The organism is Hyphomonas sp. L-53-1-40, assembly GCF_000682775.1.
In the GTDB taxonomy this organism is placed as follows: Bacteria; Pseudomonadota; Alphaproteobacteria; order Caulobacterales; family Hyphomonadaceae; genus Hyphomonas.
Genome location: NZ_AWFI01000017.1, coordinates 149,220 through 175,649, shown reverse-complemented (window position 1 = coordinate 175,649; position 26,430 = coordinate 149,220). Strand labels below are relative to the sequence as shown.

Below are 26,430 nucleotides of genomic sequence, written 5' to 3'. Positions count from 1 at the left end.
ATGAAGCGTACAATTTTAGCCTCTGCGGGGCTGGTCTTGCTGGCCGCATGTGCGGCGCCATCACATCATCATGCGCACGGCGTCAGCACCGATCCACATGGTGCAACATCTTTCATGACGGCTGATACTTCGTCGCAAGCATCAGCGCAAACCCCGACAGGTGAAAGCATCGCCCGGGACGCGGACGGCCGCCCCTATTCCAATGCATTGTTGGGAAGCGCCCTTCCTCCCCTGTCGGGAACCATGGCGGATGGCTCAGTCTTCGATCCAACCTCGCTCGATAAATGGACCGTGATTCACGTCTGGGGGCTGTGGTGCGGAGACAGTATGGCCGATGCACCCTATACGGCTGCGCTTGTAAACGCGATCGCTCAAGACCCTGACCTCGAATTCCTGTCGATCCATACTCCATATACTGCCAGCCATACCGCTCCGAAGGACATGTTTGGCAAACATGGATCGGTCGCGGCATTCTTCGATTCCAGGGGATACAGCTTCCCTACCCTCATCGATGATGATGCAAGCCTGCGCCAAGCGCTGGAGATCAAGTGGACGCCGTCTTACCTGCTTGTGGATCCGGACGGCATCGTCCGGGGATACAGGACTGATTTGTCGGTTGCCGGTGGCGAGCCGGTGAAGGATTTTTTGAAAGATGTTGCTCGTGTCAAAACGGAGTGGAAGACAGCCATAGGCGAAAAGCCATCCATCGGGCCGGAAGGCGCCATGGGGCTGACCGGAGCCATACCATTCAACACGAGTGCAATCCGGGCCGCCTTTCCTGAATATGAAGTCGTCCCCGATCAGCTAACGTCTGAAGGGGATCTGTACCCGGTGTTCAACATAGTAGCGGGCATGGATACGGCACCTCTCTATGTCGTCGAGTCCGATTGGTCTCTGGGCCAGGTACATCGCGTTTCCACTAGCCATCCAGACGTCGCGGGACCAGCGGGTGAGCATATCGATCTTTTTCGGCTTAGTGCACTGCCGCAAGCCGACCAAGCCGCCTGCCTGAATGGTGTCGACGAGTCAGCCGCCCTGCTGGTTTGCAACGAAATGCAGAACGGCGCGCGATTCCAGCGCGTTTTCAAATCTCTGAATGACGGCAGGGATGCCGTTCTGGTTCGCATGGCGTACTACCCGGCTGCTCCCGAAGCGACGGATTAACTTAGCGGAAAGCCTAACCTGCCGGATTTCGCGTCATTTCATGGATTTTGGTGGGACAGGACGTTTGATCATTCGCCTGCCAGCTTGTAACTGTTAGGAAAAGCGTTCTGGATAAACGGAAAGGCGGGTCTTGATGCTGCATCCATCCACCAAACGGCTGATAGACAAGCTCGGCGATATGACGCGCCGGCAGAGGGTGACATGGCAGGAAGCCGAAAACGGCCAAATGACCCACGACACCGAAGGCTATCGAGTCACGCTGACGCCTGATCCTTACGCCGTCCTCCTGACAGACGCGCAAGGCCGGGAAATCGAGACCTGCAGCCCGTCTGACTTCAATGATGAATTCGATGCCGACGGTCGCCCTTATGCGCTGTTCGTTGAGGAACTCTACCGGGAAGCCAAGCGCCATGCACGCGGCGCAGAAGAGGCGATCAGTGCGGTGCTGGCCGGACTGACCGCCGTAGAGACCGACGTCAGAGACGAGCCTGCGGACCTGATCGACGATGCTGACGCGGAAGTAATGCCGGGAGCTTCAGGTGAGGATGCGGTCGAGGATCCGCTGGATGACAGCTCCCCACTGGAACCGGAAGCCTATCTGGAACTGGACAGTCAGTCCGACATAACATCAGCGGTTGCGTCTCTTGCGAGCCAGGTAAATACACCTTTGGAAGCCCAACCGGTTGAACATGAAGCCCCTGAAGAAATCAGCGAAGACACGCTGGAGTCTCCGATAGCATCACGTGGCGATCAACAGATGCCGTCCGAAGATGAAATCCTGACCGATGAAAACACGGGCATCTCTCTCGAAGAGGCTGTTGCTGACTCGGCTCATGAGGTAAATACTGTCGAAGATGCAGAACCCACCGAAGAAGCCACGCCTGAAGCCGAAGCCTCCATGTCGCCAATCATGGGTTACGGTGTCTCGTCACCAGATGCGCCAGCCGCGATGGAGCCTGTCGATGAACCGGGGCCACTAAACGAACCAGCCGCAGGCTATACACCGACGGGTTATACGGAAATCGAACCGGAAGATGCCTCGACTGCGGAAGCAGACGCACCGCAATTCATGGGCAAAGTCGACTCCGAAGTTACGCATGAGGCCGACACCTACACACCTGCCTTTGCGGATGCCAGCGACAGTGCACCGAACTATGCCCAAGCTGAGCCGTTTGACAGTTACATTCCGGAATCCGAGCCAGAAATAGCGCCTTCCATACCCGAAGGTCCGGCGATCGAGGCGGCAAGTGCTCCCGAGGAAGAGGCTGGTGAGCCGTCGCCTGCCCCGCAGGAAAACGCCCCAACCTCCAATAATTTCCTTACGGGTGGATATGGTAGTGGGTTGGGTCGCTACGCGCCTCAGTCTGACACCGCACAATCACACTCAGAAATGGAAACTTCGGAAACACCTGAAACTGAGCCTCAATTGGAAGCTGCTCCAACGCCTGAGCTCCCCGCCCAGCCGCCTCAGTCCTTCAGCCTTTCGGGAATTGGGAACCGGCAAGCTCCCGTTGAAACACCAGCTCCACTGGACGCGACCGAGTCGGTCGAGTCGGTGAGCGCTCCGCGAGTCGTGATTGATGCAACACATGACCAGCCTTGGCCGGGAACTGAACCGGTCGATTCTGACGAGCATACATCCGATGCGGAGACCCATTTCGAGGCAGCGGAACCGCATGTAGAGCCCGAAGTAGAGATCACACCGGAACCTGACTTCATTATGGATACTCAGACAGAGCCGGCTGACACCTCCAGCAGTGAAGAAAAGGCCCAAGCCTCGGAAGAGGTTGCACCTCGGCCGGTGAAGCGGTTCAATCCCTGGAACTGACCACTAACCGCGCCAGAAGCGTCGGGTCAGAACCACAAATACAGCCACGAACTCGAGCCGCCCTAGCAGCATGGCAATGGCGCAAATCCATTTGGCGAAGTCAGGCAATAACTGGAATGTGCCGGATGGACCGATCATGGGGCCAAGCCCCGGTCCGACATTTGACACGCTGGTAGCGGCACCCGAAATGGCCGTCAGTGCGTCCACGCCGGTCAGACTAATCAGTGCAGCCGCGACGAGGAAAGTCAGCAGGTAGAGGCTGATAAATACCATAACCGACTGCAGGACTTCTTCATCCACCGTCTTGCCGGCATAACGGATAGGCGTGCGGCGGTGCGGCTGGATCATGCGCTGCGAATAGGCAACGATCGTCTTGGCAGCGATTTCCAGCCGGAACATCTTGAGCCCACACGCCGCCGAACCCGCACACCCTCCAACAAAGGTGGCCCCCAAAAAAATGACCATCACGGGCTGGCCCCAAGTGTCATATGGTGCCGAGGCGTAACCGGTGCCGGTCATGATCGAGATGATGTTGAACAGGGCTTCCTTGAAGCCGTGGAAAATATGGTCAAACACGGGCGGATCAACAACGGCCTCATGGTAGACGACAATGATGGTCGAGAAGATCAATGCGAGTGCCAGATAGAGGCGTGGTTGCGGATCGGCGAGCATCGGTCGAATGCGACCTTGCAGCATCAGCATCGCCAACAGGCTGAATGGCAGGCCCGCAATAAACATGAAGAACGTGGCGACATACGGTGCGTTGGTGTCATTGAAGTAGCCGAAAGAAGCGTCGTGCGTCGAATATCCTCCCGCCGACATGGTCGTCATCGCGTGAGTTATGGCGTCAAACCAATCCATACCGGTGAGGTAGTAGAGCAAGGCACAGAGCATTGAGATCAGCAGGTATGTGAAACCCAGATAAGCGGCGATGTCGGTGATGCGGGGAAGGAATTTGCCCGACATGTCGGAGCTTTCCAGTTCAAACAATTGCATCCCGCCGACCCGCAGCTGTGGCAGGATGGCGATGGCCGTCACGATGATGCCGATCCCGCCAATCCATTGCAGGATGGCCCGCCACAACAAGAGACCGCGTGGCATGCTGTCGAGCCCCGTCAAGACAGTAGCGCCGGTCGTCGTTAGACCGGAAACAGTCTCAAACAGGGAATCCGTTACTGTCATGCCCGACGCCAGGAACGGAATGGATGCAATCATCGGCAGGAACACCCAGACCAGTACAGTGAGGAGAAATCCTTCGCGCTGTCCGGTGCGTTCAATGTCGCCGCGCGACAAGACCCACATGCATGATCCGATCAGGATCGAACCGAAAGCAGACACCTCAAACACATAGGTTTCCGCCCGCCCATCAGCGGAATCGATCAATGCACAGGGGATCATCGCCGCACCCAGAAGGACGGTCATGATGCCGAGAGCAAGAAAGAGAGGACGAAGCTGCATGTCTGGAGGGCAAGATACGCTGCAATTCCTGCTGAGGTGTCAACGCGTTACGTGGTTAAGCAGTATGCACCAAGGATGCGGTCTGGGCAGAAACTGAGGACTTCCCATGGACTCCTGACGGTAGAACTGGGCCGTGTGTGGCCTGTGCCGGGTCAACTATGCCATTTTCGCGCCAAGTCCAAGGGCAGACGCCGGTTGACGGGATCGTCCGCAAGGGCCTAAACGCCCCTTCGTTACATTTGCAACCGATGACTCTCTCATGTTCGATCATTCCTCCTTCGATGCCCATGAGGGTGTCCACATGTTTCACGACGCTGACAGCGGTCTGAAAGCGATTATCGCCGTCCATTCATCGGCCTTGGGGCCCGCGGCAGGTGGCTGCCGCATGTGGAACTACGACACTGGTGAAGCCATGTTGCGGGATGCCCTGCGGCTCAGCCATGGAATGAGCTACAAAAATGCCATGGCAGACCTTCCCCTCGGCGGCGGCAAGGCTGTCATCTGGGGCGATGCGAAAGCGGACAAATCACCAGAATTGTTCCGAGCGTTCGGACGCGCGGTCGAGAGCCTCAAAGGCAATTATATTACCGCGGAGGATGTCGGCATCAATGTCTCCGACATGCAAATCGTGCGCGAGGAGACGGCACATGTTGCCGGGCTCGATGAGGGCGACGCTGCCAGTGGAGATCCATCTCCGATAACAGCAATGGGAATATATCTGGGCATTCGCGAAACCGCCAAACGCGCGCTCGGCACAGATGACCTGACCGGCCGCACAATTGCTGTTCAGGGCGTGGGTTCAGTCGGCGGACATGTTTGCGAACACTTGGCGAAGGCAGGTGCGAACCTCATCATTACCGATATTGACCAGGCAGCCTTGTCCGACATCTCTGCCCGCACGGGGGCACGGATCGTCGCGCCCGACGAAATTTATGGCGTCGATGCAGACATTTTTTCGCCAAATGCGCTGGGTGCAATCATCAACGAGAAGACGCTGAGCCTTTTTCGCGTGAAGGCTATTGCGGGCGGCGCGAACAACCAGTTGATTGTGCCTGAAATGGGTGAATTGCTGCGTCGCCGCGGCATTCTGTATGCACCGGACTATGTCATCAATGGCGGTGGCATCATCAATGTCTGCGCGGAAATCTCCGGCACCTATTCGCGGGACTGGGTCGGCGCCAAGGTGAAGGCCCTCATGGTGACACTCGGCGAAGTCTTGGATTTGGCTTTGGAAAGCAGCGAGCCGACAAATCTCGTCGCAGACAGGATTGCGCGCCAAAGAATTGGACGGACGGATTAGGTAGTCTCACCTAGTTAAACCGGGGCGATAAATGGTACACATCATTATCGAACCTGAATGACGCTAGGAGTGCCCCATGTCCGTAGTCGCCATGCTACAGGGAACGGTTGAGACCGACCTTGCTACCATACGCACCGCCCTATCCCTTGCTCGCCGCATGAATGTGCCAATGCGAGCATTGTGCGCCTTGCCAGATCCGAACGCCGCTCTGATGGTGATCGCCACACCAGAGGCTGCTGGCCTGACCAGCGCGACCACCCAGTCGATCTTCGACATGCAGGAAGAAGTGCTCGCAAAGGCACGCGAAGCTTATCAAACGGCCACTCAGGACGAAGATACGATTACCTGCGAATTCAAGCACGAGGTCAACACTGTCGAACGTGCAGCGTCCAATGCGGCCTCCCTCTCGGAAGCCGTCGTATTTCCACGCACAGCGGCGGACGGATCACAACCGCTGAATGTGGGATTCGAGTACGTCCTCATGGATGCGCATCTTCCGCTCGTTCTCGCCGGCACCACGCCGGATATGGATGGGCCAGTCATCATTGCATGGGATGGAAGCAATGGCGCAGCCCGCACGGTCCGCTTTCACTTGCCGCTTCTGAAAGCATTCGGCGATGTCATCATTGCACAGAACACAGATGACCTGAACAAGGACCCTCAGCGCGAAATCGCTGCGCCGGAAGCGCTTGTGGAATGGTTGGTACTGCAAGGAATTTCCTCGCGTGTCATGGAAATCGAAGGTGAGGTGTCTTCCGGTCTTCTGGCCATGGCAAAGGGTACCGGGGCCTGTATGATCCTGGCGGGTGCCTATGGACACTCCCGTCTGGCGGAGCGAATTTTTGGCGGCACCACACGGCGCCTGCTCACAGCTGACAATGCCCCCGCCCTTGCGCTAGCCCACTAGAGGAGAACTCCACATGAGCCTGTCAAAAATCGTCCTCCAGCTCGCGCGGAACCCCGGTCTTCCAAACGGTGACGCCGGGCAAGGCTATACGCTGGTCGCACCACTGACGGCAGCGGGTCAGATTGATATCGATGCCTGGCGTGAAAATCGCGCGGCATGCCGCGTTGTGCGTTTCAGTCCCGATCCGCAGGAGCATGCCGACGGCCTACTGACCCATCGGGGTAGCCATTGGTTTTTCCACTACGATGAGGACGATGAAGGCGATGACGAAGCGGGCTTCAAACTCGGCGAACATGTGTTCAAGGAAGGCGAGTACGTGACTATTGCCAGTCATGGTGAAACACCCCTGACGTACAAGATTACCGATATCAGCCCGGTCTGATCCTTCCCGAGCGTCAAGCTGGACAGCACGTCCTGTTCGTCGCAGAATTCCAACCAATGAGGGCAGGCAAAAATGCCCCTTGGGAGGAAGACATGAAAAGACTATTGGGCTTTGCCGTTTCGGTGATCGCTTTGGCTGCGTGTGACAGCACCACGCCGGACACTTCCATGCCGGAGACCGACACCGCCCAAATTGAGTCTGCCTCTTCCGCGACGGAGCGGACGGCAGGATACAGTGAAGACCGCAATGCCTATTTCGGCGATCTTCATATCCACACGCGATCAAGCTTCGATGCCTATATCTTCAATGTTCGTCGCACGGCCGACGACGCATATCGGTTTGCCCGCGGTGAGACGATCACCCACCCTTCCGGTTTCGACATGACAATTGCGGGCGGCCCTCTCGATTTCTACACCGTCACCGACCATGCCGAATATCTCGGCATCCTTCCTGTTATGAATACACCCGGCACAGAGCTTTCAAAATTGCCTCGTGCCCAGGACATGTTTTCGACCGATCCGGAAAAAATCACCGCGGCATTCCAGAGTGTGGGTGCCTCTGTTCGCTCTGGCGAGCCGATCGAGGACATGTATGACCAATCCATTATCGGGTCTGTTTGGGAACAGAATATTGATGCTGCAAACCGCCACTATGTGCCAGGAGAGTTCACAACCTTCGCCGCCTATGAATTCACATCCGTGACCGTCAATGACGAGGAAGGCTCCTTTGCGGGAGGCAACCTTCACCGAAACGTTTTCTTCAAGGGGGACGCGCCTGATCGCGCCTTCTCGACGCTGGATTCGCCCAACCCTGAAGACCTCTGGGACTGGATGGATGAACAGCGCTCAGAAGGTTATGAGGCCATTGCCATTCCACATAACTCGAATGTCTCTGATGGGCAAATGTTCCGTCTAGAGACATATAATGGAGATCCACTCGATGTGGCCTATGCTGAACAGCGCATGAGGAATGAGCCCCTGGTCGAGGTAACTCAAGTCAAGGGCACCAGCGAGACCCACCCTTCCCTTTCGCCCAACGACGAGTGGGCAGATTTCGAAATCTATGACAGGCTATTGGCTTCTTATCAGGTCTCGAAAACCGAAGGCGGCTATGTTCGTGAGGCCTATCGCAATGGCTTGAAACTACAGGAAGAGGAAGGTTTCGACCCATTCCGCTTCGGGCTCGTCGCAGCTTCCGACAGCCACGTCGTCGGAGGGGCCTATGCTGAGAGCGACTACTGGTCAAAGGTCGGAGTCGTTGACGGCACACCCATGGCGCGAGGATCCGTCCCATTCTTCGGCACAAAGAGTTGGGATGAGCAACCAGACAATCAGATGGTTAACAATGCCCGGGAATGGTTTTCCAGGTGGGCAGCATCTGGCCTGACCGGCGTGTGGGCGGAAGAGAACACGCGGGAGTCTATATTTGATGCGTTCCGGCGCAAGGAGACGTTTGCCACAACGGGGCCGCGCATGAAGGTTCGCTTCTTCGCGGGTTATCAGTATTCTGACGATATGTTGGATGATGCCGACCTTACCCGGCAGGCCTATGACGGCGGCGTTCCGATGGGCGGTGATCTGGTCGGGACTGGCGAAGCGCCAACCTTCCTTGCCTGGGCCCAGCGCGATCCCAACATGGGTGCGCTGCAGCGTGTGCAAGTCGTCAAGGTCACCTCTGTCGGAGAAGCTGTCTATGACGTCGCTTGCCATACAGGCTCGCCGGATCCGGCGACACATCGCTGTTCAGACAATGGCGCTGCCGTTGACATGGAGACCTGCGCCCCCACGGGAGCTGGTGCAAACGAGTTGAAAGCTGTTTGGCAAGACCCGGACTTCGATGTTGCCAAGCGCGCGACATACTATGTCCGCGTTTTGGAAAATCCGAGCTGCCGCTGGTCGACTTGGGAAGCAATGCGTGGAAATGTGCCACCTCGCCCCGACGTGCCCCAGACGATTCAGGAGCGCGCCTACACGTCGCCCATCTGGTACATACCAGCCGATTAAGGGACGCTCCCATTGAAGTTCCTGAGAGACCCGCTCGTCCATTTCATCACTGCGACCGCCTTGGTCTTTGCCGCGTTTGCCATCTGGCAAACGCGGTCGAACCAGGCAGACTCCACCATTCTGATATCCGCAAGTGAGATTGAGCGCATGGCCGCACTGTACACGTCCGAGGCGGGCACTCTGCCCGGCGAGGCGGACATGGCGGCCATGCTGTCCGACCATATACGCGACGTGGCTCTTGCACGGGAGGCGCGACGATTGGGCCTCGACCAGAATGACACAATCATCACGCGGCGACTGGCGCAGAAGATGAGTTTCGTCGTGTCGGATTTGCACGAAGATACCATGCCGACCGAGCAACAGCTCGAAGACTGGCATGCCGCGCATGCAGATCGCTTCACGCGGCCTGCTACCTTGACCTTCAGCCATGTCTATTTCAGCCCTGATGTTCGCGGCGCAGAGACAGCTGCTGCCGCAGAAGAGACGCTCACGCGCTTAAACGCCTCCAATCCTCCGGCAGCGGCGTCGCTGGGTGATCCCTTCATGCTGCAGCGCCAGTACGGCGACATGCCACTTAGGGAGTTGGCGCGGCAGTTTGGTGGCGCATTTGCCGAGACCCTTTCAACAATGCCGGTCTCTGAAGACTGGCAAGGTCCCGTCTCCTCTGCTTACGGGCTCCATCTCGTTCGGGTTACACACTCAACCGCAGCTGTGCTTTCACCGCTTGATGAGGTTAGAGCAGAAGTTCGCAAGGACTGGCTCGAGCAAACACGTCGCGAAAAGAATGAGCAAGCCATTCAGGAGATCATTGCGCAGTACAAGGTCGAGATAGAGGGCGGAAACTGATGCGTGTCGCACTGTGCGTGTTGGCATCGATCCTGATGGCGCTCTGCGCTGCTGCACATGAGGTGCGACCAGCCTATCTGGAAATTACCGAGACCGCTCACGGCGAATATGATGTGATCTGGAAACAGCCAGTTCTGGATGGTCGACGACTAAAGCTCGACCCGGTCTTTCCTGGAAATTGCGCCCGACAAAATGAGCGGATGTCTGCCCCTGCAGCCACGCTCGTCACCCGGTGGTCGATGGCATGCAATCTCAATAATGGCGAACTCTCAATATCGGGCCTCGACCGGACCCTTACCGATGTGTTCGTGCGCGTAGAGCGGCTGGAAGAGGACGATGTTTCGGCGCTTCTGCGGCCTGGCGCGAATGCCATCCAGCTGAGCGGCCCCCAGGGCGCGCCGACACTTGCCTATTTTAAAATCGGCGTAGAGCACATCATTTTCGGTTTTGACCATTTGCTGTTTGTGCTGGGTCTTGTCCTGCTGGTCAGACCTCGCCAGTTGCTTGCCACGGTGACGGCCTTCACCGTGGCGCATTCGATCACCCTTGCCGCCTCGGCGCTGGGCGGCGTGACGCTGCCCGGTCCTCCCGTGGAGATTGTCATTGCCATGAGCATCGCGTTATTGGGAGCTGAAGCAATATACAGAATGCGCGGGCAAGACACGCTCGCACAGAGCCAACCCTGGATCATCGCCTTTGGATTTGGTCTGATCCACGGTTTTGGATTTGCGGGCGCTCTGTCTGATATTGGCTTGCCCAAAGGCGCGGAAATCTTCGCGCTGCTCCTGTTCAATTTGGGTGTCGAAGTGGGGCAAGTTGCGTTTGTGATATTCGTATTGGCCCTCGCCTGGGTCGGGCAGCGCCTCTATCGCCAGGGTGCACCATTCGTACGCACGGCCGCAGCGTACGCGATCGGCATCACTGGCAGCTTCTGGGCCATAGAACGGATCGCCGCGACGTTTTTCTAAATGCCGAGGGCCTTACACAACATGCGAGCCGCCACGATTGCGAGCAGAATGGCAAACCAGCGTTTCAGCTTCGCCGCATCCAGCTTGTGCGCCAGCTTTGCGCCAATCGGCGCCATGGTCACAGTGAAGGCGGAAATCAGCGCGAACGCCGCAAGGTTCACGGGCCGCCCGTCTGTGCCCCACCCCACATAGATTGCAGCCAACGCGCCAGGCAAGCCAATCGCTACGCCCCAGCCCGCCGCCGTCGCAACAGCCCGATGGATCGGCCGACCACACAGAGTCATCAGGCTGACGCCAAACGTCCCGCCCCCAATTCCCATCAGGGCAGACAGTGTCCCTACAGATGCACCAAGCCCCGCGCGTACAATGCCGCCGGGCATCTCGTCTGCCAATCGCCACGTCGGACGCCCGAAATAGAGCTGTGCCGCAAGCAGGAAGGCCAATGAACCAAAAATCGCCAGCAAGCCACGATTGGACAAGTATCCGCTCAGCGCCATGCCAACCAGCGCCCCGATGACAATCCAGGGCGCCCAGCTCCGGATGATCTGCCAGTCGACGGCACCGTGAGCATTGTGGGCCATCACGCTACGGATCGAGGTGAGGATGATTGTCGCCAGAGACGTCGATACGGCGACGTGCATGGCTGTCTCGCCAAAGCCCATCCCTTCGAACAGGAAGTAGAGCACCGGCACAATGATCGCGCCGCCTCCGATGCCGAACAGGCCCGCGGCAAGGCCGGCCGCGATACCTGCTGCGGCGAGCGCCAGCAACAGGGGTGCATACTGGACAAGCAACTCCATCAGGTCACGATGGCCTTTTCCCGGTAGGCCTCAGTGTCCCAACTGCGGGTTTCTATGATCTCGGCCAATTCCGACATGGCGTCCCAGATTTCAGCATAGCCGAGGAATAGCGGGGACAGACCAAAACGGATCGTGTGCGGCGTGCGGAAATCCGCTTCAATACCCCAATCGGCCAAGGCGCGGACAAGCGGATAGCCATCTGGATGACACACACTGACATGCCCACCGCGCGAGGTCGGATCGAGTGGGGACGCAATGTCGAGCCCCATACCTTCGGCCATCATCAAACACATCTGACCCAGGGCTCGCGCCTTTGACTGAACCTCGACCATCGAAACCCTGTCAAAAACATCCAGCGCGCCATTCAGCGCCGCAAGCGAAAGAATGGGTGGCGTGCCTGAGGCAAAGCGCGCCGTCCCTGTCTTTGGCGCATACGCAGAAGTAAATTCAAACGGCGCAGAATGTCCCATCCAGCCCGGTAATGGCGTTTCCAATTGGTCAGCGACATCCGCCCGGGCATACACAAAGGCAGGTGCGCCGGGACCCCCATTCAAATATTTGTAGGTGCACCCCGCTGCAAACCGTGCGTTGGCGGCGCTAAGTTGAATATCCAGCACACCAGTCGCGTGGCTAAGGTCCCAGATGATCATACCACCACCAGACTGAGCTGAAGCCTCGTCCGCGGCCATATCGGCGAGCTGAGAAGAGCGGTAATTCACGAGGCTCTTCACCAACACACCACCCTCAAGCTGGGAGACCCCCTTCCCCGGCGCAACGCGGACCAGGTCCACGCCAGTCAAACCAGACAGGCCATCAAGAATGTATTGATCGGTCGGAAACTCATCCTCTTCGACAACAAGGCGACGCGTGCGCGCCAAAGGCAACGCCGAGGCAGCAAGCTTGAACAGATTTATGGATACGCTGTCGCAAACAACTACTTCGCCAGCCTTGGCGCCCACCAGCCGTGCGAGGCGATTGCCGACATGTTCGGATAAATGAATCCACTCTGCCGAGTTCCATGCGCCGACGCGGTCGTTCACCCATGCACCCTCTGATGCTGCACGCAGATTTCGCAGGGCACCGATGGTGGCTGGCCCAAGCGAGTGCCCGACCAGATAGGTCACACCTTCCGGCAGGGCAAAGGCATCCCGGCAAAGGGCGAGCGGGTCGGTCGCATCCAGCGCCTCCGCTTCGGCGCGCGATTCCGGAAGGGATATCAAGGTCATTGCCTGTTTGTGCATGACAGAATGCGCCGGCGCTAGTAGCAATCCCCGTATGCGCACACCTTCCCTCGCTACCCTCGCCTTACTCTGTCTCGTCGGCTGCGACGCGCCAAATCCGGAATTGTCGCAAACTCCGCCCCATGCTCGAAACGAGACAATACCGCTCCTGCAGTGGCCAGACCTGCTCTCGCGGGAACGACCAACCACGCCGCACACAATTCGCACTGGCCCATCAGAAACCGACATTGTTGATCTCTGGCTGCCTGATGGCGCCGGGCCGCACCCTGTCGTGATCATGGTGCATGGTGGATGCTGGCAAAAATCGATTGCGGACCGGAGATTGATGGATTTTGCAGCTGAGGACCTCCGCCAAAAAGGGCTCGCGGTCTGGAACATCGAGTATCGTGGCGTAGATGAAGCCGGTGGCGGCTATCCGGGGACGTTTGAAGATGTCTCCCGCGCGGCAGACGCGCTTCGCGATCATGCGAGCCAGTTCAACCTTAAGCTCGACCGGGTCGGTGCGATTGGTCACTCCGCTGGCGGCCATCTGGCGCTGTGGTTGGCAGCCCGGCCCAAGCTGCCAAAGTCGAGTACGCTCTGGCGCTCAAACCCACTCCACATAGATTTCGTGGTCAATTCCGGTGGTCTTGCGGATCTCGATGCTTCCGCGCCCGTGACACAAGCTGCCTGCCTAAGCTCAATCATGGAAGCGCTGACAGGCGCACCGTCAGGCGCACGACAGGATGTGCTTTCCGATACATCTCCTGCGGAATTGCTGCCTTTTGCGGCGCATCAGGTCAGCGTGAATGGCGAGCAAGACCAGATCGCACCGCCGATACTCGGCGAGAGCTATACCGACAAAGCTATAGCAACTGGCAGCGATGCGCGGTTCGTGCTTGTCCCGAATACAGGCCATGTTGAGCTTGTGGCCCCTGGCAGCGAGGCGTTTGAACTACAAGCTGCCATCCTTCTTGAAGCGCTTGCCGACTAGGGTTTACCAGACGCCCGCCTGTTTCAACGCAGCATCCAATGATGGAGGAATATCGACAGCGGCTTCCTTGCTGCCCAGATCACGGGGTGCATCAGCAGGCTTGAGGTATCGCCAGCCCTGAAACGGGCGCTTCTGTTTGGCGTAGGTTCGGACAAGATTGGGATCGAACACCAACTCGCACATTGTATGACCGTCGCCCATCACTTCGCGTACCTCCACAATACGCTGACGTACTCGGATGGCCCCCTTGATGACCCAATAGATCGAACCACCCTCGAGCAGCTGGTCTTTCTGTTTAGGCATCATGCGGGTCTGATGAAACGGCTCACGCCCCTGTTTCATCAAGCGCTTTTGCCAGTTCACCAAATCGTCAATTTCTTCCGCGCCAACGCAAAGCTTCACCATGTGAATCGTCATGCGCCCAATTTAGCCGCCTTAGCGCGGCAATCCAGACATGAGCTGCGGCCGTTTTCGTCTCACCTCGAAATCTGCCTCGGCTTCTGCGCTCGCAAAGAAGAATTCTGTTTTGACGATATTGGCGGAATAGCGCCGTGAAATGGTTCGGAATGCTGCGCGGGCTTCCAGATCGATCGAGAAGCTGGAAACATAGCTCATCCCCCAGCGTGGCTCGGTTCGGATGAAATAACTCTGTTCGTAGCGGGTCAGCTTGCCGCCTTCTGGCCCGGCGACCGGATGCGGGAGTCGGTAGTCAATGCGCAAAAATCGCTCTCCCACCGGATCGAGCCATGCCGAAGCTTGCAAGCGCTCGGCGGCCCAGACATCGAACTCACCATCATTGGTCGAGGGATGATGCCTGAACCCGACCCGCCAAGCATGCCCCATATCCTGAACCTGCACCTGCTGCCCCATGCTCGCTCGGAGGTCATCGGGGAACAGTCGCCCATCTGGCGCAGCTTCGTTGGCCCAGTTTGCAGCGACCTCTTCCAGTTCATCGTCTTCGCCTTGCAATGACACGATTTGCCAACGGGCATCCCTCTCTTTGCGGGGATCATACGAATAAACGCGGCTGGCATGCTGGCTTTGCAGTTCGACGGTGAAGGCGGCGCGAAGCGTGCGCGGTGCCTCAGTTGCGCTCAGCGCCGCATTCAGCGGCGGCGCCTGCGTCATCATGATGAAGCTCGCGAGGAAAGCCAGAAACATGTCGAATTACCGTCCCGTAATCTGATTAGGTCCGGAATGCGGCTGATCTTGGGCAGCCAGCAAGGATTCACGCACCGGTCCAGACCAGTCAAAACTGAACAGCCAGTGTGGACGCTGAATACTTTACGGGACTTGAACGGGCTGCGTCGGGCAACCAAACTTCTATGAAGTCTGGTCGTCGTCCTGCAGTGGAATGCCATAGAGTTCGAGACGGTGATCAACCAGTTTAAAGCCAAGCTTCTTGGCAATCTCTACCTGAAGACGTTCGATTTCCTCGGAATGGAACTCGACCACTTCGCCACTCTTCACATTGATAAGATGGTCGTGATGTTCGTCAGGCACCTCTTCATAGCGTGCGCGACCATCGCGGAAATCATGTGCCTGAATAATGCCAGCATCTTCGAACAGCTTCACGGTCCGGTAGACGGTGGCCAGAGAGATCGACGCATCCATGGAGTTCGCACGCCGGTGCAGCTCCTCGGCGTCCGGGTGGTCTTCAGACGAGGATAGCACCCGCGCAATAATGCGCCGGGGCTCAGTCATCCGGAGACCTTTGTCTGCACAGAGTTTTTCGAGTCGATCCATAGCCATGTTTTGCCCTCACATTTCAGGGAAGTCCAGTCAGATAAGGTGTCAAACACACCAACAGGTGGTGCGATATCCGTCCCGGTCAGCCCAGATGCAGGTTGAAAAACTCCACGGTGCGGGCCCATGCCAGCTGTGCAGCTTCCTCATCATAGCGGGAGGTCGTGTCGTTGTGAAAACCATGATTCACACCCGGATAGATATAAGCCTCGTACTCGGCACGGTTTTCATCCAGAGCCGCCTTATAAACCGGCCAACCGCTATTCACACGCTCATCCAAGCCCGCCAGGTGGATCTGCAACGGCACTTTCACGTCTGCAGCCTCCTCAACCGTTGGCCAACCACCGTAAAACGGCACGGCTGCTGAGAGCCAAGGCTGGCGCACGGCCATGAGGTTTGATACGGCCCCGCCGAAACAGAAACCCACACATCCGACCTTGCCGTTCACGGCGACGTGGCCCCGAAGGAACTCAGCCGCCGCCATGAAATCCTGCACCATGGACTCGCGATCGCGCTTTGCCTGCATCGCGCGGCCATCATCGTCGTTTCCGGGGTAACCGCCGAGCGGGTAGAGCGCGTCGGGCGCGAAGGCGACATAACCCGCCTGCGCGGCGCGGCGCGTCACGTCCTTGATGTGAGAGTTCAGTCCGCGGTTTTCGTGGATCACAACAATGCCAGGCAATGTCTGCTCAGCCCCCGCCGGCCGCACGAAATAGCCTTCCATCTTGCCGGCTCCGTTGGGGGAGTCGTAAACCAGCATTTCCTCATACAGGCCGTCTTCACCTGGCTGGGTCTGCTGTTTTGCGTAGTCTGGCATCACACAGGCGGCGAGCGTCGAGACAGTCAGCCCGCCGACCGCATATGTGCTGAGACCGGAAAAGAATGCGCGCCGCGACATGTCGCCATGACAATAGGCGTCGTAGAGTTCGTACACTTCCTGTGGAATCTCTGCCGGGTCGGAATTAGTGGTCATTTGGATATCCTCCTTGGCGGGTTCATCAGAAACATAATGCATTTTCGAGCGCCGCCCAAAGAAACTGAAAACAAGACCTACAGGCTCAAGGATCGGGACATCAGGATAGCATCCACAGGCACGTTTCGCGCGGCGCGGTAATAGCGTGGACGGCGACCATCTTCAGCGAACCCATGCGCCCGATAGAGTTCACGAGCGGGCAGGTTGTCTTCGGCTACATCCAGCATGATACGCGTGACGCCCCGTTCTCCCACACGCTTTACCAGCGCGCTGATCAAGCGACCGGCCAGACCCTTCCGGCGCTGGTCCGGATCGGTCGCAATGGTCAGGATATCGGTTTCACCCGCCACCGTCTGGCCCATGACAAAAGCGGCCAATTGTCCATCGGAGAGAATGCCCAAGGTCAGCACGTTCGGGTCCTTGAGCAGATCGCGCATCGAAGCAGCGCTCCAGGCCTCGCTCTCACTAAAGGATTTCGCATGCAACAGGGCCACCTGCCCCGCATCGTCCGGTCGTAGCACCAGTAGGCCCGACATCAGGTTCTTGTTTCCGGCAGCTTCGCATCTGGCTCGCGCGCATAGACCGGCGCGGGCAGGTGCTGCGCGGGGTCGAACAGGGGCGCTTTCAAGGCCGCCGTCACAGCCGAAGCAATTAGGGGGCGGATGTCCAGCGCCTCTGCCATCTCCTCCAACGCCTCGCTCCCCTGCATGAAGATGGGAGCGTGAAACCCGGTCAGCATGGCCTTCAATTCGTCTAAACCCACTTCCATCGTGCCGGCGAGGCCCTGATTGCCGGAAACGCCCTGCACCCACCATGTCTGCTCCGGCGGGCGCTTCTGCGCGGCTATGCAGCCAAGCACAGTGTCTTCCATTCCTGCGGGAATGGCGGCCTCGATGCTGGTCACGCCAATACAGGGAGCTTCAGTCACAAGCGCCAGCCCGCGCGCATAGGCAACGCCAATGCGAATGCCCGTGAAACTGCCCGGCCCGGTCACCACAGCGATCCGGTCAAGCTCGGCTAGTGAGACGCCGGCCTCATCCAGCAAGCGCTCTACAAAGCCTGGCAACGCCTTATCCTGCCCACGCGCCATGGTCTCGCGCGCATCGGCGAGAATTTCACCATCGCGTACAATGGCCGCTTCCATAGCCGAAAAGGCAGTATTCAGTCCAAGGACGAGCATGGCTTGCTAAACGATCCGGCAGGCCTCATCGAAGTGCAGTCGCGGACTCCGCGCAAAAATGGTCGACTTGTCGCCATAACCGAGATTGCAGATCCAGTTGGCGCGCCAGCTTTTCTCTTCGCCATCCTGGTTTTCGAAGAATTCCTTATTCACGGCGTCCATGTCAAAGCCCGACATTGGTCCTGTGTCGAGGCCGAGTGAACGCGCCGCCATCAGGAAATAGGCGCTTTGCAGCGAGCCGTTCCGAAAGGCTGTCTCCTCACGATTGCCATCAAACCAGTGCTTGGCACTTGGATTGTGTGGGAACAGTTTCGGGATTTTTTCCTGGAACTCCATGTCATATGCAATGATCACGGACCATTTGGCTTCCTTCACCTTTTGTTGGTTGCCCTGCGAGACCAACGGCAGAAGACGCTCTTTGCCTTCCGCAGAAGATACAAAGACGAAACGGGCCGGAGAACAGTTGGCGCTGGTCGGCCCCATTTTGGCAAGGTCGTAGACAGCCCGAACCAGCACTTCCGGGACGTCCTTGTCCTGGAAACCGTTATAGCTGCGTCCATCCCGAAATATCACGTCGAGCGCATGGTCGTTCACCGGGTGAGACATGACCTGTTTCCTTCTGTTCCTGAAATATGTTTTTGAGTCTTGCCGGGAAACGCCTGAACAATCAATGCAGTCTGCAGCAGTCCAAATGTCGCGAGCCCTACAGTACGGCCTCGACGGCAGTGACTTCTGGTACATAGGTCTTCAGCATGTTTTCAATTCCCTGCTTGAGGGTCATGGTCGACGATGGACAGCCCGCACACGCGCCCCGCATCGACAAATGCACGATACCGGTATCCGGCTCGAATTTGTGAAAAATGATGTCGCCGCCGTCTTGAGCAACAGCGGGGCGAACACGCGTCTCGATGAGTTCACGAATTTCTTCGACGATCTCGGCAGCTTCACCCTCATAACTGACATTGGCTTCAGCATCGGCTGACGGCGCTGCGCCCTCTTCCACAACCGGCAAGCCAGCCATGTAATGATCCATAATGGCGGCGAGCACCATCGGCTTCACATGTTTCCAATCCTTGTCGGGATCCTTGTTGATCGACACAAAATCACTACCAAGGAAAACACGTTCTACGCCATCGACTTGAAAGAGTGCACGTGCCAGCAAGCTCATCCGAGCGCTGGCCACATCGGGAAAATCAAACGGACCGGCATCGCCCGCCACAGGATGGCCGGGAAGGAATTTTACGGTGTCCGGATTCGGCGTCGGTTCTGTTTGAATGAACATGGCCTTGGGGGCCCTTTCTGGCTTGCGGTCTTACCAATCCAGATGGCTCAGGCGAGGGGCAGGTTCAAGGGATGGCGTGAGATTACGGTGCAGAGGCGAGTTGCGTTTCCAATGCTGCAACATTCTCTAGTGCACCCTCAGGGACCTGACCCAATGCTTCAGCCAGATTGCGGGACGCATCCTGCGCTTCGCTGAGATAAAACCCGATACTTGCCAGATGATTGGCCATGAATGGGCCGTCACCGCTCTGATTCGAAACGACCAAAGGCTTCATCTGTGCCGCCCTGCTCCAAGCCAGTTCCGCGCGATCAAAGGCCGTACTGACCGAAGGCAGGCGCGCGAGGCGTGGCTCTGCAGTGCGTGCAGCGGCCAGCATTTGCTGCGCCAGATGTGCACGGGCTTTAGCGCCGTAAAATGTCTCGATATCGACCCTGCTGGCTGGCCACTCAACAACGTCCTGATTGACCTGAACAGACAGATCGATCCGATCTGCTCCGGCCCAGCTCGCGAACAAAGTCGCTTCAGCCGCCAATTTCACGACCTTGTCTGGCGTCGCCGCCAAGCCACGGCCTGCGCGAGAGTCATAGCGGTTCAACGCCTCGGCTGCAGCGGTGAGGCGCGGGCGCATGTCTTCGCCTTCCACCCCTTTCAAAAGGCGAGCAGCTGCCTTCAAATCTGAATCGACATCGCCATCCTTGACCGTAAGGTCCGCCAGAAGCGCGGTATGTTGTGAAAGGGCATTGGCGGTTGCACGTTGCCAAGCCGGCATGGCGGTGAGCCGCGCCTGAGGGTGCCAGTTTGCACGATCCCCTGCCCAGCCAGCACCTTCCAGCTCACGGGCGATTTTCACGATCGAGACACCAACTTCCGGCAAGGTCCAGTTCTGGCCCGCAACTTCGATACTGCTGTCATCGATCCGATTGGAGGCGACTGTCATGATGGGATACGCCGCCACTGCACACACAACTGTGCCGACTTTCAGAAGCGTCACAGTCCGGCGCCACCAGCGCTGGGCAAACAACATGATGGGGCTAGGCTCGGCATAGTCGAATGTTACGAGATGATCGGAACCCAGCACAGTCACGACAGGACCTTCCTCCTGGTATGCCGCGGGGAGGCGACTATCAAATGCCATTCACTCTACCCTGTCTCTACTCATACTTAAGCGGAACCTGTTGCGTTCAGGACACTATGCCGAGGTTCCGCGAATTTTAACAGTCTATTTACTGTTAAATATATGCAAGCAACATGCCTGCCCGCCAATTGGCCGGACGGCATGGTTTTGAGGGATAAATTTCAGGCAATCGCGGCGCACAAAACTGCGCCTTTGTGAGCTTAGTCGCCCAGTCCGCGGATTTCAGCTTCTGTGGTGAGGGTCGACTCGGAACCGTCCGAACCCGTCAGAGTGAGGACCAAGTCAACCGTTTCGCCAATCTCGATGTCAGGGCTGACGCCGAACAGCATCAGATGGGCGCCCCCACTTTCCAGCACCAGTGGCGTACCCTCGGACACGTCCAACTGCTCGACCTTGCGCATTCTCATGACACCATCTTCCATGCTCATAGTGTGCAGTTCGACCGTATCGGCGATGTCCGTATCGGCGCCCACCAGCGCCATTGCATCACCGGTCACCGAAAGGGTCAGACCGCCTCCGGCAACATCCCGACCGGGTGTTGGCTTCACGATGTACGCATCGCTCACGCTGACCGAGTTTTCACCGCCTTGAGAGGCTGGCGAACACGCTGCCAGGGCCGCAAGACCGAGGGAAGCGACAAGTGCCATGATACGCATAGAAGAACTCCAACCGACTGAACGTTGCCCGAGAAGTAGCCTGACGGTTACCGGGGTCAATGGAGCGCGGCGCCGCAGGGGTACGCCGCACTCAGAAACTATGCCCCCCAGAACCCAACTCGCTTTCGAACGTCTTTGATAATCGGCGCCGAGATCGCATCCGCACGCTCAGCACCATCTTTCAAGACGGAGTCAATAAACGCATGGTCATCCAAAATCTCACGATAGCGCTGTGTGATCGGCGCCAAATGGGCGACCGTCACCTCGGCCAGGGCCGGTTTGAAAACGCCAAATCCCTGCCCGCCATACTGCTTGAGCACACCCTCGACGGTCTCGCCTGCGAGTGCCGCATATATGCCGACAAGGTTCTCGACTTCCGGACGCCCTTTCAGGCCCTCCACGTCGCTTGGCATGTCTCCTTCAAGGTCCGTCTTGGCCTTCTTGATCTTCTTCGCAATCGTGTCAGCGTCATCCACCAGCGCAATCCGAGAGAGCTCAGACGGATCAGACTTGGACATTTTCTTCGTGCCGTCCTTCAGGCTCATGACACGCGCGCCCGGCCCCTTGATTAGCGGCTCCGGCAGCGGGAAAAAGCCCGGCGCGTCGTATTCCCGGTTAAAACGGTCGGCGATATCGCGGCTGAGTTCCAGATGCTGCTTCTGATCCTCGCCTACCGGCACATGCGTTGCCTTGTAGGCCAGGATGTCGGCTGCTTGCAGGACAGGATATGTGAACAAGCCAACCGACGCCCGTTCGGCATCCTTGCCTGCCTTGTCCTTGAACTGCGTCATCCGCTCGACCCATCCCATGCGCGCCACGCAATTGAAGATCCAGGCAAGCTCGACATGCGCCTTCACCGACGATTGCGCATAAATGATGGATTTCTTCGGGTCCACGCCACAGGCAAGGAACGCCGCTGCGATCTGGCGAGTCTGGCTCACAAGAGCCCCCTTCTCCACCGGCATCGTGATGGCGTGCAGGTCCACCACGGCGTACACTGCGTCCCAACCATCTTCCTGCAAATCCACGAACTTCTTCAGGGCGCCCAGATAGTTGCCCAGATGGAGATTGCCAGTTGGCTGGATGCCCGAGAAAATGCGCTGCGGGCCGCTATAAGATTCAGGTGTATCAGTCATGGGCAGGCGCTTTAGCGCGTTTGTCTAGCGTCGCAAAGCCTGACGAATGTCAGAAATGCGGATTGCACCAGTCAGCAGGGCGGCAATTGCGTAAATGGCGGCGGCCGAAACAATGCGCGAATTCCAGAGTTCGGCCCGGATCAGAGTGAGATTTTCCAGCATAAACCAAACCGCGCCCGACATGATCGCCGTAGCGACCGCAGCGCGGACGACACCAGAGACGAGCCGCGCGCCGGGAACATACCAGCCGCGCCGCATCAGCGTCAGGGCCAGCAGCGCCGTGTTCACCCAGGCCGCAATCGAGGTGGCGATGGCAAGACCGATGAAGCCCGCCTGACCATTGGACTTCATCCAGAAGAACAGTCCCGCACCGAGCGCTGTGTTGACTACGACCGATATCAGCGCAAAGCGCATCGGTGTCCTGGTATCTTCCCGCGCGAAGAAGGCAGGCGCGAGCACCTTGATCAGCACGAAGGCGGGAACGCCCCATGCAAAATGAAACAGCGCATTTCCGGACATCGTGGCATCGGACGGCAGAAACTCGCCGCGCGTGAAGAAGGCGTCGATGAGGAAGACTGGCGCAATCATCAGCGCCGCGGCCGCCGGCAGGGTCAGCGCCAGGGCGAGGCCAATGCCCTCATCCATCGTCTGGCGGCTTGACCCGTCATCACTCGCCCGCGCGGCCCGGCTGAGACGCGGAAGGATGGCGACACCGACGGCCACCCCCACAAGCCCGAGCGGCAGCTGGTAAAGCCGGTCAGCGGCATAGAGCCAGGACTTTGCGCCGACTTCGAAACTCGCCAGCGACTGGCTGACGATGATATTGATTTGCGTACCGGACGCTGCAATCGTACCGGGAATGGCGAGCTTCAGCGAGTCATGCGGGGCCAGCCAATCAGGCTCAGATGTACTTTCTGCCGGTTGACGCCCCACCAGAGTGCTCCTGCCTGCAGCACGCCCGCAACAAAATAGGCCAACGCCGCCGCCAACGCCGTGCCTTTGGCATCCGGCGCCACGAAGGCAGCCGGGATCAGGGAGAGGTTCAGCAAGGTCGGCGCGCCCGCCGACAGGATGAATCGCTCAGCCGAATTCAGGACACCCGACAGGAGCGCCGCGATAGCCATGAAGGTCAGATACGGCATCGTGATCCGCGTCAGCAGCACCGCGAGGCCATAGCTTTCCGGATCATCCGCCTGCCCGCCATGGATCAACAACAGGACCCACGGCATGAAAACCTGCGCAAGGATAGTCAGCGCCGCTGTCGCGGCGAACAAGACGCGGAGCGCCTCCTGTGCCACATCGCGTGCGGCTTCCGCCCCCTCGGCTTCCAGCGTGCGGGCATAGGTTGGCACGAAGGCCGAGGCAAAGGCGCCTTCAGCGAAGATACGGCGGAACAGGTTCGGGAATTGCTGCGCGGTCGCCCAGGCGTCGCCGATCGGCCCGGCACCAATCTTCGCGATCAGCAGAATGTCGCGAACCATGCCGAGGATACGGCTGCCCAAAGTCAGGGACGATTGCACCAAGGTATTGCGGGCGACACTCATGCGGGAATCCCTGATCGAATTCTCAGAAACTGTCCACTGCGCGCGAACGCCTGAGCTTCCGGGCCGGTGTTTCCGGCGCGTCCGGTTCATGCTGGCCCAATGCGTCGAGAAGACGATCCTTCAATGTCTCAATCTGGGCAGAGCCGGTCAGCTTTTTCCCATCGCTCGTCTGAACATAAAAGGCGTCAAACATGCGCTCGCCATAAGACCCCACATGAGCCGAGTGAATGGACAGGCCACTGTCAGCCAATACGCTGGCCACATCATAGAGCAAGCCCGGCCGGTCTCGCCCGGCAATATCGACCACCGTATACTCGGTCGAAACATCATTCCGGATCTGCGCAGACGGCTGCACAAGGAAGGCCGCCTGGCGGCGCCCGGTGCGGGAGGTTGCCAAATCCTTGACACTTCCTCCATCCAACGTTTCCGCCAGCGCTGTCTCCAGACGCCTCAGTCGCGTCTCGTCCTTTTGGCCGAACGGCTTTTGCGCAGCATCTTGCACCATGAAGATATCGACAATCCGTCCACTGCGGTTCGTGAAGACTTGCGCCGAAACGACGTTTGCACCGAGATTGGCCAATGTTCCGGCAAGGTCCGCAAACAGCCCGGCACGGTCCTGCCCTGATACGAGCAGGGTGAGCGCACCACCTTCGGGCGGAAAGCGGTAGCATACGACGTTGCCCGATCCTTTCAGGGCGGTTGCATGCCAAGTGAGCTCAGGCACGTCAAAGCCCGTCCAATACGCTGTTTCCATTTCCAGCAGGACCGGCGGAATACTCCCTAAATCCTCAACCAGCGCTTCACGACGCGACTCGGCGCGCGCCTCGAGATGCGCCTGCACACCCGCCTCATCGGCTCGGCCGCCGCGCAGAGCTGCGGCTGTATTGTGATAGAGATCGGCCATCAACTGGCCTTTCCACGCGTTCCATACGCCGGGGCCAACAGCGCGAATATCTGCTGCGGTAAGGATATAGAGCAATCGCAATCGCTCCAATGAGCCCACAAGATTGGCAAATTGCGTCACCGTGCGCGGGTCCGAAATGTCGCGCTTCTGCGCCGTTTCGCTGAGTTCAAGATGGTTGCCCACGAGCCAGGCAACAAGTTCAGTCTCGTCCGCAGGTATGCCAAGGCGTTGACAGGCGCGGGTCGACGTTTTCATGCCTTCAATCTGCTGGTCGCCCCGTCCCTTGCCCGTGTCGTGCAACAACATGGCGAGGTAAAGCGCGCGGCGGTTTTCGATCAGCGGGAATATCTCGGTTGCAAGCGGCACGCGCTCAGCGTTGACCTGCTCCATCTCGGCAATCGCCTCAACTGCGCGGATCGTATGCTCATCCACCGTATAGTGATGATACATGTTGAACTGTGTTTGCGCGACAATCCCGCCAAACTCCGGAATGGCCTTTCCCAACACACCCGCTTCATTCATGCGGCGGAGAATCAAGGCAGGGTCCTTGCTGCCAATGACGGCGTCAAGAATAAGCGTGCGAGCTTCTTCTGTACTCCGAACTTGTTCGTTGAGCCCCCTCAGATTGCGCGTAATTGCCGATAGGGCATCGGGATGAATATCCTTGTTTTCACGCCGGGCAATAATAAACAGCCGCAGCATGTTCAGCGGATCGCGCTTCATCACATCTTCTGACGTGATGCCGACCCGCCCGGAATCGATGACAAAACCGGGATCGTCCAACGCCTGCGGTGTTTTTTGCGGCAACAGGCGACGGAACCCTTCAGGCCTCTTTTTCTGTTCCGCTTCCAGCTTGGCGGCAATAATTCGCGTCAATGCGCCAACATCTTTTGCAACCAGAAAATAGCGCTTCATGAACCGTTCAACACCCAGTTGACCCGTTCTGTCCCGATAGCCCATTCGAGCCGCAATTTCTGGCTGCAGGTCAAAACTCAGACGTTCTTCGGCTCGGCCAGTCACGAAGTGGAGATGACACCTAACCGTCCAGAGAAACTTGGCTGATCGTATGAATGAGCCGTACTCGCTACGCGTGAAGGGGCCGCCCTTCATCACATCTTCCAATGTTCGACCGCCGTAAATGTGTTTCACAATCCAGTAGAGCGTTTGCAGGTCGCGCAGGCCACCTTTGCCCTCCTTAATATTTGGCTCAACGACATAACGTGCATCACCCTGGCGCGCATGCCGCGCATCGCGTTCCGCCAGTTTGTCGGCGATAAACTCAGCGTCCTTGCCCTCGACGGCATCCTTTTTAAACTTGGCTTGCATCTCGTCGAACAGTGCCTGGTCGCCACACATGAACCGCGCGTCCAGTAGGGATGTCTTTATGGTAACGTCCTCTGCCGCCGACTTCACGCATTCAGCGGGTGTACGGAATGCATTGCCAACTTTGAGCCCCATATCCCACAGGGCATAGAGCATATATTCGATCACACTCTCCGTGTGCGGAGAGGCCTTGTATGCGCGCAGGAACAACAGATCGGTGTCGGAGGACGGCGCCATCACCCCACGACCGTATCCGCCCGTAGCAACAATAGCGAGGCGTTCGGCCTCTGTCGGGTTGCGCGCGCGGTGAACGTGCGTCGTGGTAAAATCGTACAATGCATGGATTACTTCGTCCTGTACCGCAGATAGAAGACGTGCGGTATCCAGCCCTTCGGCGCCCTGTTGCAAGCGCTCCTGGGCAATCATTCGCCCGCGAAACATGGCCCCGTGCAAATGGTCCAGCGCGGCCTTCCGCATCGCCTGAGCATCGCCGATGTTGTCGAGCGCCGCAGCGGTCAACTTCACGCGAAGCGCGCGACCATCAATGATGTTCGAAATACGCCACTTGCCCGGTCGGCGGCTCGTCCGATTGCGGGATTCAACAAGGGTGGGTTCTTGCGCTGACTGGTCGGGGGAATCTGTGCTCATCGCTTGCCTATATAGCAGGTCCCTCCCCCGCGC

At 58.2% G+C, this 26,430-nt stretch carries 26 protein-coding genes; 9 read left to right on the top strand and 17 right to left on the bottom strand.

All coding sequences use genetic code 11. The annotated features are described in order from the left end of the window. Both L53_RS12900 and L53_RS12895 read left to right on the top strand, forming a co-directional pair. The gene (locus L53_RS12900; RefSeq protein WP_034816103.1) at positions 1-1,164 is read left to right on the top strand and encodes a TlpA disulfide reductase family protein; all 1,164 of its coding nucleotides are present in this window, start codon (positions 1-3) and stop codon (positions 1,162-1,164) included. Positions 1,165-1,297: 133 nt separating this feature from the next. Further along, positions 1,298-2,992, top strand: a complete 1,695-nt coding sequence (locus tag L53_RS12895) for a hypothetical protein (protein ID WP_034816101.1) — start codon at positions 1,298-1,300, stop codon at positions 2,990-2,992. A 3-nt stretch (positions 2,993-2,995) separates the two neighbouring features. Here L53_RS12895 and L53_RS12890 read toward each other — a convergent pair whose 3' ends face one another. Beyond that, entirely contained in the window at positions 2,996-4,450 is a 1,455-nt protein-coding gene (locus L53_RS12890; RefSeq protein WP_034816099.1) for a TrkH family potassium uptake protein, read from the bottom strand. A 259-nt stretch (positions 4,451-4,709) separates the two neighbouring features. On the opposite strand from L53_RS12890, the gene L53_RS12885 reads away from it, so the two are divergent. From L53_RS12885 to L53_RS12860, 6 genes are all read left to right on the top strand, one after another. Continuing rightward, positions 4,710-5,750: a Glu/Leu/Phe/Val dehydrogenase gene (locus tag L53_RS12885; protein WP_034816097.1), complete on the top strand. Its 1,041-nt coding sequence runs from the start codon at positions 4,710-4,712 to the stop codon at positions 5,748-5,750. Positions 5,751-5,826: 76 nt separating this feature from the next. Then, a complete protein-coding gene (locus L53_RS12880; RefSeq protein ID WP_084333445.1) occupies positions 5,827-6,657 on the top strand; it encodes a universal stress protein in 831 nt (276 codons plus the stop codon). Positions 6,658-6,670: 13 nt separating this feature from the next. Next, complete coding sequence (locus L53_RS12875) at positions 6,671-7,039, top strand: hypothetical protein (RefSeq protein ID WP_034816094.1); 369 nt, start codon at positions 6,671-6,673, stop codon at positions 7,037-7,039. 92 nt (positions 7,040-7,131) lie between these two features. Then, positions 7,132-9,042, top strand: coding sequence for a DUF3604 domain-containing protein (locus tag L53_RS12870; protein ID WP_034816324.1), 1,911 nt, complete (start codon positions 7,132-7,134; stop codon positions 9,040-9,042). A gap of 12 nt (positions 9,043-9,054) precedes the next feature. Continuing rightward, on the top strand, positions 9,055-9,888 hold the full coding sequence (locus tag L53_RS12865) for a peptidyl-prolyl cis-trans isomerase (protein ID WP_034816092.1): 834 nt from the start codon (positions 9,055-9,057) through the stop codon (positions 9,886-9,888). Continuing rightward, entirely contained in the window at positions 9,888-10,856 is a 969-nt protein-coding gene (locus L53_RS12860; protein WP_034816090.1) for a HupE/UreJ family protein, read from the top strand. The genes L53_RS12865 and L53_RS12860 overlap by 1 nt, the downstream gene beginning before the upstream one ends. On the opposite strand, the gene L53_RS12855 is transcribed toward L53_RS12860, so the two are convergent. Next, positions 10,853-11,656, bottom strand: coding sequence for a sulfite exporter TauE/SafE family protein (locus L53_RS12855; RefSeq protein WP_034816087.1), 804 nt, complete (start codon positions 11,654-11,656; stop codon positions 10,853-10,855). The genes L53_RS12860 and L53_RS12855 overlap by 4 nt on opposite strands. Beyond that, complete coding sequence (locus L53_RS12850; protein WP_233347810.1) at positions 11,656-12,897, bottom strand: aminotransferase class V-fold PLP-dependent enzyme; 1,242 nt, start codon at positions 12,895-12,897, stop codon at positions 11,656-11,658. Before L53_RS12850 ends, L53_RS12855 begins: the two co-directional genes overlap by 1 nt. A 34-nt stretch (positions 12,898-12,931) precedes the next feature. Here L53_RS12850 and L53_RS12845 point away from each other — a divergent pair, with 34 nt between their 5' ends. Then, the gene (locus L53_RS12845) at positions 12,932-13,870 is read left to right on the top strand and encodes an alpha/beta hydrolase (RefSeq protein WP_084333443.1); all 939 of its coding nucleotides are present in this window, start codon (positions 12,932-12,934) and stop codon (positions 13,868-13,870) included. Positions 13,871-13,873: 3 nt separating this feature from the next. Here L53_RS12845 and L53_RS12840 read toward each other — a convergent pair whose 3' ends face one another. The 14 genes from L53_RS12840 to L53_RS12780 all read right to left on the bottom strand — a co-directional run bounded on the left by L53_RS12840 (position 13,874) and on the right by L53_RS12780 (position 26,397). Beyond that, complete coding sequence (locus tag L53_RS12840) at positions 13,874-14,287, bottom strand: DUF1489 family protein (protein WP_034816085.1); 414 nt, start codon at positions 14,285-14,287, stop codon at positions 13,874-13,876. A gap of 18 nt (positions 14,288-14,305) precedes the next feature. Further along, positions 14,306-15,031: a hypothetical protein gene (locus tag L53_RS16535; protein WP_051607936.1), complete on the bottom strand. Its 726-nt coding sequence runs from the start codon at positions 15,029-15,031 to the stop codon at positions 14,306-14,308. Positions 15,032-15,193: 162 nt separating this feature from the next. Further along, a complete protein-coding gene (locus L53_RS12830; RefSeq protein WP_034816082.1) occupies positions 15,194-15,616 on the bottom strand; it encodes a Fur family transcriptional regulator in 423 nt (140 codons plus the stop codon). A gap of 85 nt (positions 15,617-15,701) precedes the next feature. Continuing rightward, positions 15,702-16,589 carry a dienelactone hydrolase family protein gene (locus L53_RS12825; RefSeq protein ID WP_034816320.1) on the bottom strand — a complete coding sequence of 296 codons (888 nt, stop codon included), beginning with the start codon at positions 16,587-16,589 and terminating at the stop codon, positions 15,702-15,704. Between the two features lie 77 nt (positions 16,590-16,666). Further along, positions 16,667-17,125, bottom strand: a complete 459-nt coding sequence (gene rimI, locus L53_RS12820; protein WP_051607935.1) for a ribosomal protein S18-alanine N-acetyltransferase — start codon at positions 17,123-17,125, stop codon at positions 16,667-16,669. Then, positions 17,125-17,769 (bottom strand): tRNA (adenosine(37)-N6)-threonylcarbamoyltransferase complex dimerization subunit type 1 TsaB, encoded by a 645-nt coding sequence (tsaB, locus tag L53_RS16530; protein WP_051607934.1) that lies wholly within the window; start codon positions 17,767-17,769, stop codon positions 17,125-17,127. Before tsaB ends, rimI begins: the two co-directional genes overlap by 1 nt. Positions 17,770-17,775: 6 nt before the next feature. Further along, the gene (locus L53_RS12810; RefSeq protein ID WP_034816080.1) at positions 17,776-18,375 is read right to left on the bottom strand and encodes a malonic semialdehyde reductase; all 600 of its coding nucleotides are present in this window, start codon (positions 18,373-18,375) and stop codon (positions 17,776-17,778) included. A 97-nt stretch (positions 18,376-18,472) separates the two neighbouring features. Then, the gene (locus L53_RS12805) at positions 18,473-19,051 is read right to left on the bottom strand and encodes a NifU family protein (RefSeq protein ID WP_034816078.1); all 579 of its coding nucleotides are present in this window, start codon (positions 19,049-19,051) and stop codon (positions 18,473-18,475) included. Positions 19,052-19,133: 82 nt separating this feature from the next. Then, positions 19,134-20,186, bottom strand: a complete 1,053-nt coding sequence (locus tag L53_RS12800; protein WP_034816075.1) for a hypothetical protein — start codon at positions 20,184-20,186, stop codon at positions 19,134-19,136. A gap of 200 nt (positions 20,187-20,386) precedes the next feature. Beyond that, positions 20,387-20,842 (bottom strand): copper chaperone PCu(A)C, encoded by a 456-nt coding sequence (locus L53_RS12795; protein WP_034816072.1) that lies wholly within the window; start codon positions 20,840-20,842, stop codon positions 20,387-20,389. A 98-nt stretch (positions 20,843-20,940) separates the two neighbouring features. Then, positions 20,941-21,978, bottom strand: coding sequence for a tryptophan--tRNA ligase (gene trpS / locus L53_RS12790; protein WP_034816069.1), 1,038 nt, complete (start codon positions 21,976-21,978; stop codon positions 20,941-20,943). A gap of 24 nt (positions 21,979-22,002) precedes the next feature. Further along, on the bottom strand, positions 22,003-22,911 hold the full coding sequence (murJ, locus tag L53_RS17615; RefSeq protein WP_255342026.1) for a murein biosynthesis integral membrane protein MurJ: 909 nt from the start codon (positions 22,909-22,911) through the stop codon (positions 22,003-22,005). Then, positions 22,848-23,522, bottom strand: a complete 675-nt coding sequence (locus tag L53_RS17610; protein ID WP_255342025.1) for a lipid II flippase MurJ — start codon at positions 23,520-23,522, stop codon at positions 22,848-22,850. Before L53_RS17610 ends, murJ begins: the two co-directional genes overlap by 64 nt. A 22-nt stretch (positions 23,523-23,544) precedes the next feature. Further along, positions 23,545-26,397 (bottom strand): [protein-PII] uridylyltransferase, encoded by a 2,853-nt coding sequence (locus L53_RS12780; protein WP_084333441.1) that lies wholly within the window; start codon positions 26,395-26,397, stop codon positions 23,545-23,547. Positions 26,398-26,430: the final 33 nt, after the last annotated feature.